Raw genomic sequence first — 15,090 nt, 5'->3', positions numbered from 1 at the left:
AGACCACTACAACAGGGATCGAGCACGACGTTGGGGGTCAATGACTCGCAGCGGGGCCCCTGGGCTCCCCGGGCGCCGGCCTCGCGGCGGGCGCTCGGGGAGCGGGAACAGAAGACCTGAACAGGAAACGGGGTCAGGCGACCGGCTCGCGGGCCGAGTCGGCGTCGCGGTCGGCGCCCGGGGTGACCCGGGGGTCGCCCTCGTCGGCGAAGTAGTCGTCCGGCTCGGTGCCGTCGACACCCTCGTCGACCTTTGCGGCCCGCAGCGCGAGCGTCACCAGCGCCGCCACGGCCAGGTTGACCGCCACCGCGACGATGCCGACGTAGATCGTCCGGGTGGTGTCGAACCCGAACTCCGACAGCGGGAACGCCGAGCCGCCGAAGTGCTTCCGGGTCGGGCTCGCCACCTGGTAGAGCATCCACATGCCCAACCCCATGCCGACCGCCCAGCCGGCGATCAGGCCGGTGCGGTGGAACCAGCGGGTGTAGAGGCCCAGCGCCACCGCCGGCAGCGTCTGCAGGATGATGACGCCACCGATGAGCTGGAGGTCGATGGAGAACTGCGGGTCGAGGAAGACGATGCAGGCCACCGCGCCGACCTTCACCACCAGCGAGGTGATCTTCGAGACGTTCGCCTCCTGGGCCGGGGAGGCGTCCCGCTTCAGGTACTCCTTGTAGATGTTGCGGGTGAACAGGTTCGCCGCCGCGATCGACATGATCGCCGCGGGCACCAGCGCGCCGATGCCGATCGCCGCGTAGGCGACACCGGCGAACCAGTCCGGGAACTGCTGGTCGAAGAGCAGCGGGACGATGGTGTTGTTGTCCACACTGCCGGCCGAGTTGCCGGGCAGCGGCTTCACGCCGGCCGCGATGGCCATGTACCCCAGCAGCGCGATCAACCCGAGCAGCAGGCTGTACGCGGGCAGCGCCGACATGTTCCGCTTGATCACGTCACGGTTCCTGCTGGCCAGCACACCGGTGATGCTGTGCGGGTAGAGGAACAGCGCCAACGCCGAGCCGAGCGCCAGCGTCACGTACTGAAGCTGGTTGTTGCCGTTGAGCAGGATGCCGTCGTTCGGGTTGGGCGAGGCGTCGAACTTCGCGTCCGCGGCCGCGAAGATGTCACCCCAGCCGCCCAGCTTGTACGGCAGGTAGACGATCGCCACCAGGATGACGATGTAGATCAGGCTGTCCTTGACGAACGCGATAAGCGCGGGCGCGCGCAACCCCGACTGGTAGGTGTACGCGGCCAGGATGGCGAACGCGATGATGATCGGCAGGTGCCGGGCCAGCGCGTTGTCGCCGGTGACGCCCATCGTCTTGAGCACCGCCTCGATGCCGACCAGCTGCAACGCGATGTACGGCATCGTGGCGACGATGCCGGTGATCGCGATCAGCAGCGCCAGCACCGGCGAGTCGAACCGGTTGCGGACGAAGTCGGCCGGCGTGACGAACCCGTGCCGGTGCGACACCGACCAGAGCCGCACCAGCACCAGGAAGACCAGCGGGTAGATGACGATGGTGTACGGCACGGCGAAGAACCCGGCCGCGCCGGCACCGAACATCAACGCCGGCACCGCCACGAAGGTGTACGCGGTGTAGAGGTCACCGCCGACCAGGAACCAGGTGATCCAGCCACCGAAGCTGCGCCCGCCCAGCCCCCACTCGTCCAGGTGCGCCATGTCCTTCGGTGCCCGCCACCGGGCGGCCACGAAGCCCATCACGCTGACCAGGAGGAACAGCACTGAGAAGACGATGATCTCGGTCAAATGGTCACGCCACATCACCGACCACCCCGCTTCTTCGTCATCTGGTAGACCAACGTGGTGGTGCCGACGCCGAGCAGGATGAAGGCCAGTTGCAGCCAGTAGAAGCGCGGGAAGCCGAAGACCCGGGGCGAGTCGCCATTGAAGAACGCCGGGATCAGCGGCACCACGATGGGGATGAAGAGCAACCAGTTCCAGGGGCTGTGGTCCTTCGCCCTGGTTGGCGCCGTGGTCGGCGCCTCCGGTTCGGGTGCAGCCATCTGACACACCTCCGGGGAGTCGTGGCTTCCGATGTAACGGCCGGAGGCTACGACTCTGTGATGGCGGTCACCTTGCCCGTCCGGAGGGTGCTGCGCCGAACGGCCGGCCGCCTGCGCCGAACGGCGTGCCCGGATCGCTTGATGGATGAGCAGGTGCGGCGGCCGTTGACGGCGTAAGGCCCGGGTGCGGTTCGCACCCGGGCCCCACGTCGGCTGGTCGCTGGCTCACCCAGCCGGGGTCAGCGCTGCGCCGCCCAGAGCAGAGCCCGCCCGAGCTGCGGCTGCAGGCCCTTCGGGTGCAGGCGGAACGTCGGGGCGGTGCCGAACAGCACCACGCCGTTTCCGGCGGCGGAGACGCTCCGGACGATGCTGGCCTGGTTGGCCGCCGCGGCCTGCCCGTTGGCGCCGTCGGTGGCCCACCAGCCGGAGAGCAGCGGGTCGGCGGCGTACGACTGCTCAACCTCGACGCCCGCGCCCAGACCGGTGAACCAGACGGGCTGGCTGATGAACGCGTGCGGAATGGCGGAGGTGGTGACCGGTCCCCCGTTGTTGACGATGTTGGCCACCCCGCTGGCCAGGCTCGGCCCGGCGGTGGCGGTCACGGTCAGCAGCGTCGCGGCGTTGCTGAAGGACGCCCCGGCGGTGCCCAGGCCGACCACACCGCCGCCCCGGGCGAGGAAGCGATCCAGCGCCGCCCGGTTCTCGGCGGTCAGGTTCGCCAGGTTGACGTTGTCGGCGACCAGCAGGACGTCCACGTCCTCGGTCAACGTGCTGCTCAGCGTCGCGGCGGTCAGCGCCCGCGCCTCGAAGCCGAGGTCGGCGAGGGTGTCGCGCTCCTCGACCGAACCGAGATAGCCGACCACGATCCGGTCCAGTCGGGTGCCCCGCCAACCGGCCGGCGCGCGCTCGAACTTGACCGCGTGGGCTCGGACCTCGGCACCGGCCAGCTTGCGGTTGGCCGGGGTGCCGGGGACGACCACCGACCCGTCCGCGAGTCGGTGGACCTCGACGCCCTTGGCGAGCAGCGAGTTCACCGCGAGCAGGTCGGCGGCGTCACGTAGATCCAGGCGCAGGTCGGACCGACCGGCGGGCAGCGTGCCCTCGGCCCGACCGTCGTAGGTCCGCTCCAGGCGTACCCGGGGCAGGGTGTCCCACACGGTGTCCACTGTGGCGCCCCAGGTGAGCCCTTGACTCCAGGCGGCCGGCCCGGCGTAGAGGTCGTTGACCCGGTCGGTGATGTCCGCGCCCGGTTCGAGCAGCGAGTTGACCAGGCCGCGCTTGGGTTGGTGCAGGTCGACGACGTACGAGCCGGCCTGGTAGCGGTTTCCGCCGGCGGTGAACGCCTGCTTCGCCCGCCACACCCGGCCACCGCTGCTGATCAGCAGATCGACCAGGCGGGCCGCGGCCGGCTCGGAGCGCTGCCCGGTGCCGCTCGGGATGACGTACGCCCGGGGGAAGGTGGTGTGGTAGTTGTCCTCCTGCCCCCAGCCCGGCACGTAGCCGTCGGGGATGTCGCGCAACGGCTCACCGGCCAGGCCCCGGCGGTAGACCTCGGCCTGGTCGTGCAGCACCTCGGCCCGGTGCTCCTGGATGTAGCGCAGCGAGGTGCGGATCGCCACCTCGTGCACGTCGGTGTTGATACCGGAGCGGCGTACCCGCTCGGCCGGGGTGAGCGTGCTGCCGCGCGGGTTGAGCGGCGCCTCGATGGTGTACGGGATGCTGCTCTGCAACATGGCGAAGGACGGCACGTAGATCGGCGGGAAGTCGTCCCACACGCCCGGTTCGTCGTCGCGGAACGGGATCCTGGCCCGCTGGGTCTCGGGGTATCCGAGGCCGCGCAGGTCCTCCTCGATCGCCAACGCGTTGGGCAGGCCGTGCTTGATGTACAGGTCGTACTCGTTGTTGACGTTGTGCGGCGGGGTGCTGGGGTGCAGCAGGGTCGGGTTGACGTAACCGTGCAGGTCCAACGTGATGATCGGCTTGGTGTCGATGATCAGGTCACGGATGAGGTTGGTCTCCGGCTGCGCGACGATGGTCAGGTCGCGGTTGAGGTCGTAGCCGGCCGAGTTGGCCCGGGTGCCGGCGACTCGACCGTCCGGGTTCGAGGTGATGTTGAAGACCAACCGGTTGCGTCGCAGCAGTTCGGCGACCTCCGGGCTGCGGTCGGTGGCGAACTCCTCGATGACCCGCAGCGCCGCGTCGGTGCCCTCCCACTCGTTGCCGTGGATGTTGGCGTTGACGAACAGCGGGGTCTTGTAGCCGGCGAGCAACCTGCGGTCCCGCTGCGCTTGGGCGGGCTCGTCCTCGATGCGCCGCTTCCAGGTCCCCTGCTGCCGCGCCTCGGCGCGACTCTCCGGCGCGGTCACGGTGACGGCGTACAGGTCGTAGCCGCCGGCGGACTTCCCGGCGACCCGGGCGGAGACCCGGTCGCTCGCCCGCTGGAGCGCGTTCAGCTTCGGCGCGATCTCGTCGTACGGGGTCACACCGATCGGGATGGACGCGTCGGCCGGGTTGTCCGGCCAGACCGGGAGGGTGCTCTGCCGGGGGTAGCCCCGCACGTCGGAGAGGTCGACGGGGGTCGGCGGCACCGTGGGCAGCGAGGTGGCGGACGCCGGTCCGGTCAGGACCACGGTCCCGAGCAGGACGCTGCTCACCGCGGTCGCGGTGAGCCGGCGTAAACGTCGTGCGGACAGCATGAACGGATCTCCTGTCGGAGGGGTACGCGCAGGCGGACGCGCCGCGGGGCCGGAGACCAGCGGGGATGGGAAACGCCTGCAGCGTGCGAGAGGGAGGGAGGAACCCGGCGTCAGATGGAGCGTCGACAGGCGGCGCTGGCGACGCGCAGGAGGTCGATGTGACCCCGCTTCGTCAGGTGAACGCTTCGCACGAACCGATCTTGGTTCGGGGTCCGACCACTGTCAACAGGTTCCCCACAGGTTCAGGCCCGCACGCCAAAACCCTCCCGACAGATGGGAATTAGTCGATCTTGGAGAGGTGGGCGGTGTCGTTGACCGTACGCACGGCCACGCCGCCGTCGGGCCACATGTCGAGCACCGAGATGCCGGCCGCGTCCAGGAAGAGCCGGTGCAGGAAGCCGTCACCGGCCGCGAGGGCGTCGCGCAGCACCAGCTTGATCGGCGAGACGTGCGAGACGACAACCACGGTCTCACCGGGGTACGCGGTGAGCAGCCCGCTGATGACGCGGTGCGCACGTTCGGCGACGTGGGTGAACGACTCCCCGCCCGGCGGCGCGATCCGGGGTGAGGCGAGCCAGGCGTCCATCTCCCCCGGCCACTGCTGGCGCACCTCGGCGAAGGTGCGCCCCTCCCACTGGCCGAAGTCGCACTCGATCAGGTCGTCGTCCGTGCGGACCGGCACGTCGCCGCCGAGCGCCCCGGCGATCGACGCCGCGGTGGCCGTACACCGGGACAGCGGTGAGCTGAGCACGGCCCCGACGGACGGGGCCAGCTCGGCCACCCGGGCGCCGGTGGCGCGGGCCTGGGCCCGGCCACGCTCGGAGAGCGGCACGTCGCCGCGCCCGGAGTAGCGCCGCTGCTCGGTGTACGGGGTCTCGCCGTGCCGGACCAGGATCAGCCGGGTGGCGGTGAAGCTCGGCCGCGGCTCCCAGGAGGCCGGCGCGGTGGCCGGGTCACTGCCGACGATCGGAACGGCCGGCGTCGTCGAGGGCTGGCCGGCGGCCGCAGTCGTCGCAGGGCGGGCGGGGGCCGCGGTCGCCGGGGGACGGCCTGCGGCGGCGTCCATGGCGGCGTTGGCGAGGGCGTCGGCGTGCCGGTTCTGTTCGCGCGGGATCCAGCTGAACCGGACCGCGGTGAACCGGCCCACCAGCGCGGCGGCCTGGGCGGCGAGGGGCCGCAGGCCGGGGTGCTTGATCTGCCACCGGCCGCACATCTGCTCGACCACCAGCTTGGAGTCCATCCGGACGTCCACCTCGGCGGCGCCCAGCTCGGCGGCGGCGGTCAACCCGGCGATCAGGCCCTGGTACTCGGCGACGTTGTTGGTGGCTGTGCCGAGCGACTCGGAGCGCTCGGCGAGCACCTCGCCGGTCTCCGGGTCGCGCACCACGGCGCCGTAGCCGGCCGGGCCGGGGTTGCCCCGGGACCCACCGTCGGCCTCGATGGAGACGACGCGCGGCGCCACGACCTACAGGCCCGACTCGTTGGTGCGGACCATGATCCGTCGGCAGTCCTCGCAGCGGACCACGTCGTCGGGGGCGGCCTTGCGGATCCGGGCCAGGTCGGCACCGGACAGCTCCAGGCGGCACCCGCCGCAGCGGCCCGCGGTGAGCAGGGCGGCACCCAGCCCGGTGTCCGCGCGGATCTTGTCGTAGAGGGTGACCAGCTCGCTCGGGAGGTCGGCGGCGAGCGGCTGCCGGGCTCCCCGCTTGAACTCCTCCTCCTTGGCGATCTCGGCCAGCGCCTCGTCGCGGCGCTGCTCGGTCGCGGCCCGCTTGTCCCGGGTCTCGGCCAGCCGCTGCTCCACGCCGTCCAGTACGCCCTGCGCGGTCTCCCGCTGCTCCATCAGCTCCAGCTCGGCGTCCTCCAGGTCGCCCTGGCGACGCTTCAGCGAGACCAGCTCGTGCTGGAGCGCCTCCAGCTCGCGGGCCGGGCCGGTGCCGGCGGCCAGCCGGTTCTCGTCCTTCTCCTTGCGGGCCCGGACCTGCTCGACGTCCTTCTCCAGCCGGGCGATGTCCCGGTCCAGGTCGTCGACCGCCACCTGGGCGCGGACCCGCTCGTCCTCCATCGACGACAGCTCCCGGGCCAGCGACTCCAGCTCGGCCCGCTCGGGCAGCGAACGCCGGCGGTGGGCGAGCTGGGCGAGGTTGGTGTCGATCGCCTGGAGGTCGAGCAGGCGGCGCTGCACCTGAGGGTCAGCCTTCACGGTCGGGCTCCTTGTCGTCCACAACGGGTGCGGCGGCGTGCACGGTCCACGGGTCGGTGTCCAGGTCGGACACCAGCGTCTCGACGTCCAGCGCCTCCCGGAGGAAGGCGGCCAGGTCGTCCAGCCACGGTCGTTCGGTCGCCCAGTGGGCGGCGTCGATCAGGGCGGGACCATCGGCGGCGAGGTGCTCGCCGGCCGGGTGGTGCCGCAGGTCGGCGGTGAGGAACGCGTCCACCCCGGCGGCGGTCGCGGCGCCGAGGAAGCTGTCCCCCGACCCGCCGCTGACGGCGAGGGTACGAACCATACGCCCGGGATCCCCCGCCGCGCGAACTCCCCAGGACGTGACGGGGAGCACCGCGGCGGCGTGCCGGGTCAGTTCGGCGAGGGTCATCGGCTCGGGCAGCTCGCCGATCCGGCCGAAACCCCTGTCGTCGCCGTGGGCGGGCGAGCCGGGCGCGGGCCGCTGTAGCGGGCGCAGACCGGTGAGCCCGAACCGGGCGGCGAGGGCGTCGGAGACGCCCGGGGAGGCCACGTCGGCGTTGGTGTGCGCCGCGTAGAGCGCCACCCCGGCCCGGATCAACCGGTGGATGATCCGCCCCTTGAAGGTCGTCGCGGCGACCGACGACACCCCGCGCAGCAGCAGCGGGTGATGCGCGACGATCATGTCCGCTTCGGCGGCGAGGGCTTCGTCGACCGTCTCGGGCACCACGTCGACCACGCAGAGCACCCGGCGGACCGGGGCGGCCGGCTCGCCGAGCACCAGGCCGACCCGGTCCCACTCTTCCGCCCAGACCGGCGGAAAGCGCCGTTCCAGCTCGGCCACCACGTCGCTGACCGTGGGGGCGGATCCGCTTGTGCTCACGGCGGGCCAGCTTACCGGCGTGGAGGCCACCGAGCGGTGACACCCGGCTCTCGGCCGCGTCGGGCGGAGGATCCGCCGGACGCGCTAGGCGGCGCTCCAGGAGACGGTCTGCAGCGCCGCCAGCGGCATCGCCCAGGGGAAGGCGTGGGTGTGCTGTTCCCCCGTTCCGGGCGGGTGCAGAGCGATCACATCGTCGCCGAAGAGCACCGTGACACCCCACTCGGCCAACCGGGCCACCCCGGCCCGAAACGCCGGGTGGCAGGCCATCGCCGCGTTGGTGTACGGCACCGCCACGATGGGGACGCCCTTGCCCTGGGCCTCGACCAACAGCCCGAGCGCCAGGGTGTCGGTGATCCCGGCCGCCCATTTGTTCACCGTGTTGACGGTGGCCGGGCAGACGATCATGGCGTCGGCGGGCGGCAGGACGTCCGGGTCACCGGGATTCTTGTAGTGCGTCCGCACCGGGTGGCCGGTCTGCCGGATCAGGGCCGCCTGGTCGACGAACTTCGCACCGTCCGGCGTGGTGACCACGCAGACGTCCCAACCGTCCTGTTGGGCGAGGTCGACCAGACGACCGACGTGCCGGGCCAGCGGCGAACCGCAGGCGATGACGTAGAGCACCTCGCGGTGCCCGCTGTTGCGCGCTGCACCGGCCATCAGACCGGCTCCGCGCTCATACCCCTACTCCCATGTGCTCAGCCAACTCCGCTACCGGAGAAGGCGGCGCACCACGTGTGCGACGGAGGATGTCGGACATCACCTCGTGCGCGATCGGCCGGCAGCGGATCTCCGACGGGGCGAGCCGATCACCGAGCAGCAGCATCTCCCCGGCGTTCGCCACGTCACCTATCTGGGCGTACCCGCGGGCGATGTCGAGCAGGTGGTGGGCGCGCCGCTCGGGCAGCAGGGCGTTGAAGGAGGGCTCCGCGATGCGCAGTTGGTGCACCTCCACGGCCCGCCCGCCGTCGCCCAGCTCCACCGCGGCGGCGGCCCGGTGCAGTTCGACGTTTGTCGGGCCGAACGACGTCCAGTAGTGGTTGTGGTCGCCGCCGAGCAGGTTGGCGGCCTCCTGCGCGCAGTTGATCAGATCGTCGACGCTGGCCGAGTCACCGATGCGGGACGCGGCCATCGCGCCCTGGAGCAGCAGCATCCCGTAGACGGAGAGGCGGGCCGGGGAGACCTCGTTGCTCCCACCCGGTGCCAGCCGGTTGGCGATCTGGACGTTCAGCTCCAGTGCGGGGCGGGCCCGCCCCATCGCGACCAGCGCGTTGCACACCCGGGTGGTGGCGATCCCGGCCAGCAGCGGGTCGTCGGCCCGCTGGGCCACCGCCATCGACCGGTCGGCGGCCAACCAGGCGAGCTCGCACTCGCCGAGCTTGCGCAGCACCGAGGAGGCGATCTGGTAGACCTGCCCGAGCAGGTGGGCCGCCTCGGCGGCCTGGTCACCGCCGTACGCGGCGTCGGCCGCCTGGGCGTCGCGCAGCAGCTTGGGCAGGGCCCGGATGAGCATTCCGTAGCGGCCGTACTGGTAGGTGAGCCAGGCGTGGTTGACGGCCTTGCGCATGTCGTCCATCGGCGGCGGGTACGGCGCCGCGTCGAAGTACGCGCTCATCGAGTCGTAGCGTTCCAGCGCCGCCCGGATCTCCTGCACCTCGACCTGGTCGATGCAGTTGAGGGCGTCTGCGCGCCGCTCCGGATCCTTGCCCATCAGCAGCTGCACGTCCATCTGCAGGATGTCGGCGATCTCGTAGAGGACGGAGAACTTGTCCAACCGGCGGACGCCGCGTTCGACCTTGTCCACCCAGCTCTTGGACTTGCCCAGCCGGTCCGCGAAGACCTGCTGCGACATCTTGCGTCGCCCCCGCCAGTAGGCCACTCGCCGTCCTATGGGTAGCTCGTCCATCTCCCCATCCTCCCCTGCCACCGACGACCAATCGAGTCGGAGCGATGTCCGCGGGTACGGCGACTGCCGTTCATCTTCAGGTTTTCGCTGGTCGCACAGGATGTACGTCAGCCGTACAGCTAGTCCTCGTACTTTTCGTGCAAGTTGCACGAGCCGTTCGTCAACCTCAACGATCGTGGGTTACGGCAGTGACGGTGCTCGACATGCGACCTGGCGAACGCCGGGCCCGACGAGAGGAGTTGGCACACATGTGGGGGAATGTCGGACCGCGCGTTGCCGAACTGTCGCCGCTGGAACGGGTCCGGCTGCGGCGGGTCGCCATCCGCTACGCCGTTCACGGCTGGGAGGTCACCCCGGGTGCCTGTCTGGCCCGCAGCCGCTTCGTCTGCGGCCGGGCCGGCTGTCCCACAGTGGGCTGCCATCCCGCCCTGGAGAACTGGGAACTGGCCGCCAGCGCCGACCCGGCCCGGGTGGCGACCTGGTGGCGGAGCCGACCGCACGGGGTGCTGCTGCCCACCGGCCGGGCCTTCGACGTTCTGGAGGTGCCCGCCCACCTCGGCCGGCACGTGCTCGACGCGGTCCAGATCCACCCGGCCGGCACCGGCGTACGCGGACCGGTGCTGGTCACGCCCACCGGGCGGTGGATGTTCCTGGTCCGCCCCGGCGACCCGCTCCGGCCGGAGTTGGAGCACTGCTTCCACGTGGTCCGGCACGGGCCGGGCTCGTGGATCCCCGCGCCACCCACCCGGCTGCCGGAGGGCACGGTCCGCTGGGCGGTCGCCCCGGAGCAGGCGCGCTGGCAGCTTCCGGACTCGTACCTCGTGCAGAACACATTGATCGGGGCGCTGCGCGCCGCCGGAGTGACGCTCGCCCCCGACCTGCTCCCCGGTCACCTGCCGCTGCCCCGACGAGGCATGTGAGACCGGCCCGGTCGACGATTCGATCCGGTGCCCGACAGCGTCGCCGGGACGCCGGTCCTCGTTGACAGGGGGACGGTGCGAACGCGCGCCACGAACGGGGGAACGATGTCCACCAACGACAGAGCGTCTCATCCCGGCGGCACCGAGCCGCCCCGACGCAGCCACCCACGGCACCGCTGGGCCGGCACCCGACCGTCCGGCTCCCGGCCCGGCCGCCCACGCCCCACCGGCTCCCGCCCGGCCGGCACCCACCGCCCCCTGCGCTAGGGGCGGGCCTGCGGCAGGGGGCTAGTCGGTCAGCGGGAGGTCGACGGAGTGGTACTGGCGGGCGTTGTCGGTTATCGCCGCGTGGGTGTGGTCGTCCAGGCGGGCCAGCCAGTTGAGGCCGGGGGTGCCCATGGCGAGGGCGGCGGTGGCGTACGCGTCGGCCACCCCGAGGTCGGTGCCGACCACGGTCACCGAACGCAGGCCACTGGCCGGGGCGCCCCGGCGCGGGTCCAGCACGTGCCGTCCCCGCTCGTACACGCCGGACGTGGCCACGGCCAGGTTGGTACCGCTGAGCACCAGGCAGGCCGCCATCGCGTCCCACGGGTGCCGGATGCCGATACGCCACGGCTCCCCCGACGGCGACAGGCCCCGCACCCGTACGTCGCCGCCGGCGTTCACGCAGTGGTTGACGGCACCGGCGGCGACGAGGCGGTCCGAGGCGACCTGAGCCGCCCAGCCCTTGACGAAGCCGGACGGGTCGAGCCGACCGGTGGCGTACGCGTCGAAGAACCCGTCGGTGGCGCCCCACAGGTCGGCGCAGGTCTCCAGCACGTACCGCAGGTCCGCGGACGCCTCGGAGAGCAGCACCTCACCCCGGTCGAAGCGGCACACCTCGCTGTCCGGCTGGTAGGTGCTGAACCGCGCGTCCACCTCGCGCATCCAGGCGAAGACCTCGTCCGCCAGCTCGCGCAGGGTCGCCGGGGGCAGATCGTCGGCGAGGTCCAGGGTGATGGCCGTACCCATGATCTGTTCGACCCGGCACAGCCCGGGTCGGGTCAGCGTGGCCCGCACGTCAGAAAGCCTGCTCGATGGCGGACCGCAGCGACTGCTTGTAGGAGTTGCTGGTCTCGGTGGCCCCGGAGACCGTGTTGAGGCTGGCGTTCTGCTTCTGCACCACCTCGCCGCCGCCGCCGTCGTAGCGGTTGCGGACGTCGCCGCTGTGGATGTCGGATTCACCCCCGCTGGGCAACGACAACGCGACCGCCTCGACGATCCGGTTACCCGAGACGACGATCTGCACCTGCACGTACCCGTACTCGTTCTCGAAGCCGTTGCCGGTGACCCGGCGGGTGGTCGACTGGGGTGCCTTGGTCGTGGTTCGAGGTGCGCTGGGGGCCTTCGTCGTCCTGGTGTTCGACGGGCGGGCGGTGGTCTTGCCGGGCTTGGGCGAGGTCGACGGCTTGGTGCTACCGGACGGCGTCGGCGCTCCCCCCGCCGGATCGGTGCCCGGCGCATCCGGGGCGGCGCTGGGATCGGTGCCCGGCCCGGAGGGGTTGACCGGCTGGGCGGTCGGCAGGTTCTGGGCGACCTGGGTGGTGCCCGGCGAGCCCTTGAACACCACCAACGCGGTGGTGCTGGCGGCCAGGCCGGTGATCGCGAGGAGCGCGCGACGCATGGGGATGCCCTTCCTACAGCTCGAACGTGGCCAGGTGGATCTGCCGTCGGGGCACGCCGGCCCGCCGCAGCGCACGCACCGACTGTTCCACCAACCCGGGCGGCCCGCACAGGTAGACGTCGCGCCGGGCCACGTCGGGCACCAGTTGCCGCAGCCCGTCCGGGCTCATCAGCTGGCGGGGGCCGGGGTCGTCGCGGGAGCCGATGACGTACCAGACGGAGGTGTCGCGCTCCTGGGCCAGCCAGTCCAACTCGCGGCTGAGGAGCACGTCGGCCGGGGTGCGGGCCCGGTAGATCAGCGCGGCGCCCGGAGGCAACTCCTCCAGCATGGCCCGGATCGGCGTGATGCCGCTGCCACCGGCGATCAGCAGCGCCCGCTCGCGGAGCCGGTGTGCGGCGGTGAAGGTGCCCGACGGTCCCTCGGCCCAGACCCGGGTGCCCGGTTCCAGGTCGCGTAGGTCGGCGGTGTGGGTGCCGACCACCTTGACGGTCACCCGCAGCCAGCGGCCATTGGCGGCGGCGGAGACGGAGAACGGGTGCGACTGCCACCAGCAGCCCCGGGTGAGGAACCGCCACCGGAAGTGTTGGCCACCGAGCATCGCCAGCCGGCCGAGCCGCTCACCGGTGAGGTAGATGGAGATGGTGTCCGGGCTCTCGGCGACCACGTCGGCGACCCGCAGCTTGTAGCGCAGGTTGAACGCCAGCGGCGCGATCACGCGGCCCCAGAGCAGGGCGGCGACCACCAGCAGGTACAGCGCGATCCAGCCGGTGCGCACCGGACCGGGCTTGTACAGCTGCGCGCCGTGGGTGAACTGGTGACCGTAGCCGAGCAGCAGGATCAGGTAGCTGGACAGGTGCAGCAGGTGCCACAGCTCGTAGGGCAACGCCCGTCGGATCGCCCGGACGCTGCTGAACCCGACAAGCATCATGATGCCGGTGGCGACGAACGCCGAGAGCATGTCCTCGTAGTCGCCGAGCAACGTGCCGACCTCGGCGAGGATCGACTGGTTACGCAGGTCGGCGTAGCCGACGAGGATCAACGACATGTGCGCCAGCACGGTGACCAGCAGGGTGGCACCGATGTCCCGGTGCCAGCGGGCCATGTGCTCGCCGCCGATCCACCGTTCCAGCACCGGCAGTCGGCTCATCATCAGCACCTGCACCAGCAGCAGGTAGCCGGCGACCAGGCCGGTGATCCGGCCGGCCGAGGTGACGGTGGCCGCGGTGCTGCGCAGCGACCCGGCGGGGGTGCCCAGCCACCACGGCAGCACGCTGGCGAGCAGGCCGACCAGCAGCAGCGCGCCCAGCAACCGTCGGCCGCCGGGTCCGCGCCGGGCCGGGATCTGCGGGGGTACGGGCGCAGCCGACCGGCCGCCGTGCCGGGACGAGGTCCCGGTACGACGGCCGGCGGCGTGGGTGTGCGAATGCGTCACGCGTACAGCTTCATCGGGGCGTACTTCTGGCGGGGGAAGACCTTGTCGACCTCCGCGTTGGTGAGCCCGAACCGGCCCTGCGCCACCGCGCCGTAGACGTTGAACATGTTGTTGTACTCCGGCACGTCACCGGAGTCCAGCTTGTCCAGGCCGTTCCAGGTGCCCAGCAGCGAGCCGGCCAGCTTCTTGCCGGAGAGCAGGGTGACCACGCCGCCGTGCCCGTGGTCGGTGCCGCCGGTGTTGGAGCCGACCCGGCGCCCGAACTCGCTGGACACCATGATCGTCACGTCGGCGGCCTTCGGGCCGAGGTCGGTGAAGAAGGCGGCCATGGCGCTGGCCAGCTCGTTCAGCCGGCGGTACAGCTGGCCGCCCTCGCGGGTGCCCTGGTTCTCGTGGGTGTCGTAGCCACCCATGCCGACGGTGGCGACCCGCACGTTGGCGCCGCCCTTGATCAGCTGGGCGAGTTGCTGGAACGCGCCGCCGACGCCCTCGTACTTGACGCCCTCGGCGGGCTGGTACGGCTTGGCGGCGAGCCGCTGGGCGGTGGCCAGCGCGCCCATGCCCTCCTGCACGGCCTCCTCGACCGGGTGGTTGATCCCGGTGAAGAGCCCCTTGATGGCCTTCTCGGTGGCGGCCCGGAACCGGTCGTCACCGTTGAGCCGCAGGGAGCCGACGCTGTTCAGCGAGATCGCGCCGTTGTTGCCGACCAGCGAGCGGGGCAGGGTGCTGCCGACGCCGACACTGCGGAACGCGGTGCCCTTGCCCAGGTTGTCGACCAGACCGTCGAGCCAACCCCGGCCGCCGGTCTCGTTGGGCAGCCCGCCCAGGTTGCAGGCGTCCGCGGCCTGGAAGTGGCTGCGGGACAGCCGCTCGTCCGAGACCGCCGGGATGAAGCCCAGCTGACCGGCGCTGAGCCACTTCTCCAACGGCTTGAACGCGCTGGTCAGCTTGAAGCCGCGGCCCAGGGCCAGCGAGTCGTTGCCGAGCAGCAGGTCGGGACGGGCCTTGTTGAGCACCGGGTCGTTGTCCGGTGCCACGAGGCTCAGCCCGTCCAGCCCGCCGTAGAGGAAGACGTGGATCAGGGTGCCGGTCTTGGTCGCCGCGAACGACGCCGAGGTGGTGACGAACTGGGCGGTGGCCAGCGCGGTGGCGGTGGCCGCGGCACCGGCGACGAAGGTCCGCCGGGTGACGCCGCGACCGTCCTGCTGGGCCTCCTCCAGGTTCTCCAGGGTGCGGTACCTGTCGAACTCGGCGGCGTTCTCGGCGGCGACGATGTCCGCCTCGGCGCGCAGCAACGCCTCGGCCGGGTTGTCGGCCAGCCGTCGCACGTCGGGGCATTCGGGGTGCAGGGGGAAAGAGTTGTACACAGTCTTCTCCATCGGGTGC

14 protein-coding genes are annotated in these 15,090 nt (G+C 71.6%); 1 reads left to right on the top strand and 13 read right to left on the bottom strand.

Going from position 1 to position 15,090, the window contains the following annotated elements:
- Positions 1-133: 133 nt before the first annotated feature.
- The 9 genes from mctP to ACIBD9_RS10710 form a co-directional block, all read right to left on the bottom strand.
- Entirely contained in the window at positions 134-1,783 is a 1,650-nt protein-coding gene (mctP, locus tag ACIBD9_RS10750; protein ID WP_387171842.1) for a monocarboxylate uptake permease MctP, read from the bottom strand.
- Positions 1,783-2,025 (bottom strand): DUF3311 domain-containing protein, encoded by a 243-nt coding sequence (locus ACIBD9_RS10745; RefSeq protein ID WP_238661636.1) that lies wholly within the window; start codon positions 2,023-2,025, stop codon positions 1,783-1,785. Before ACIBD9_RS10745 ends, mctP begins: the two co-directional genes overlap by 1 nt.
- A 239-nt stretch (positions 2,026-2,264) precedes the next feature.
- Positions 2,265-4,721 (bottom strand): M14 family zinc carboxypeptidase, encoded by a 2,457-nt coding sequence (locus ACIBD9_RS10740; protein ID WP_396716475.1) that lies wholly within the window; start codon positions 4,719-4,721, stop codon positions 2,265-2,267.
- A 110-nt stretch (positions 4,722-4,831) separates the two neighbouring features.
- Entirely contained in the window at positions 4,832-4,912 is an 81-nt protein-coding gene (locus ACIBD9_RS10735) for a putative leader peptide (RefSeq protein WP_350874228.1), read from the bottom strand.
- Between the two features lie 89 nt (positions 4,913-5,001).
- Positions 5,002-6,183 (bottom strand): bifunctional RNase H/acid phosphatase, encoded by a 1,182-nt coding sequence (locus ACIBD9_RS10730; RefSeq protein WP_396716473.1) that lies wholly within the window; start codon positions 6,181-6,183, stop codon positions 5,002-5,004.
- A gap of 3 nt (positions 6,184-6,186) precedes the next feature.
- Entirely contained in the window at positions 6,187-6,924 is a 738-nt protein-coding gene (locus ACIBD9_RS10725) for a zinc ribbon domain-containing protein (protein ID WP_396716471.1), read from the bottom strand.
- A complete protein-coding gene (locus tag ACIBD9_RS10720) occupies positions 6,914-7,750 on the bottom strand; it encodes a Nif3-like dinuclear metal center hexameric protein (protein ID WP_396716700.1) in 837 nt (278 codons plus the stop codon). Before ACIBD9_RS10720 ends, ACIBD9_RS10725 begins: the two co-directional genes overlap by 11 nt.
- A 120-nt stretch (positions 7,751-7,870) precedes the next feature.
- Positions 7,871-8,443 carry a flavoprotein gene (locus ACIBD9_RS10715; RefSeq protein WP_238661198.1) on the bottom strand — a complete coding sequence of 191 codons (573 nt, stop codon included), beginning with the start codon at positions 8,441-8,443 and terminating at the stop codon, positions 7,871-7,873.
- A gap of 16 nt (positions 8,444-8,459) precedes the next feature.
- Positions 8,460-9,689, bottom strand: coding sequence for a helix-turn-helix domain-containing protein (locus ACIBD9_RS10710; protein WP_396716469.1), 1,230 nt, complete (start codon positions 9,687-9,689; stop codon positions 8,460-8,462).
- 248 nt (positions 9,690-9,937) lie between these two features.
- Here ACIBD9_RS10710 and ACIBD9_RS10705 point away from each other — a divergent pair, with 248 nt between their 5' ends.
- Positions 9,938-10,609, top strand: coding sequence for a bifunctional DNA primase/polymerase (locus tag ACIBD9_RS10705; RefSeq protein ID WP_354972126.1), 672 nt, complete (start codon positions 9,938-9,940; stop codon positions 10,607-10,609).
- A gap of 288 nt (positions 10,610-10,897) precedes the next feature.
- On the opposite strand, the gene ACIBD9_RS10700 is transcribed toward ACIBD9_RS10705, so the two are convergent.
- Genes ACIBD9_RS10700 through ACIBD9_RS10685 form a run of 4 tightly spaced genes read right to left on the bottom strand, consistent with a single transcriptional unit; the run spans position 10,898 to position 15,083 of the window.
- Complete coding sequence (locus ACIBD9_RS10700; protein ID WP_396716697.1) at positions 10,898-11,620, bottom strand: FAD:protein FMN transferase; 723 nt, start codon at positions 11,618-11,620, stop codon at positions 10,898-10,900.
- Between the two features lie 49 nt (positions 11,621-11,669).
- Positions 11,670-12,272 (bottom strand): FMN-binding protein, encoded by a 603-nt coding sequence (locus ACIBD9_RS10695; protein ID WP_396716467.1) that lies wholly within the window; start codon positions 12,270-12,272, stop codon positions 11,670-11,672.
- 13 nt (positions 12,273-12,285) lie between these two features.
- Complete coding sequence (locus ACIBD9_RS10690; RefSeq protein ID WP_396716465.1) at positions 12,286-13,704, bottom strand: ferric reductase-like transmembrane domain-containing protein; 1,419 nt, start codon at positions 13,702-13,704, stop codon at positions 12,286-12,288.
- Positions 13,701-15,083 (bottom strand): DUF1501 domain-containing protein, encoded by a 1,383-nt coding sequence (locus ACIBD9_RS10685; protein WP_396716463.1) that lies wholly within the window; start codon positions 15,081-15,083, stop codon positions 13,701-13,703. Before ACIBD9_RS10685 ends, ACIBD9_RS10690 begins: the two co-directional genes overlap by 4 nt.
- Positions 15,084-15,090: the final 7 nt, after the last annotated feature.

Source organism: Micromonospora sp. NPDC050784 (assembly GCF_044456765.1).
Taxonomy (GTDB): Bacteria; Actinomycetota; Actinomycetes; order Mycobacteriales; family Micromonosporaceae; genus Micromonospora; species Micromonospora foliorum.
The sequence above is the reverse complement of the archived record's forward strand: the minus strand, read 5'-3'. Positions and strand labels throughout refer to the sequence as shown.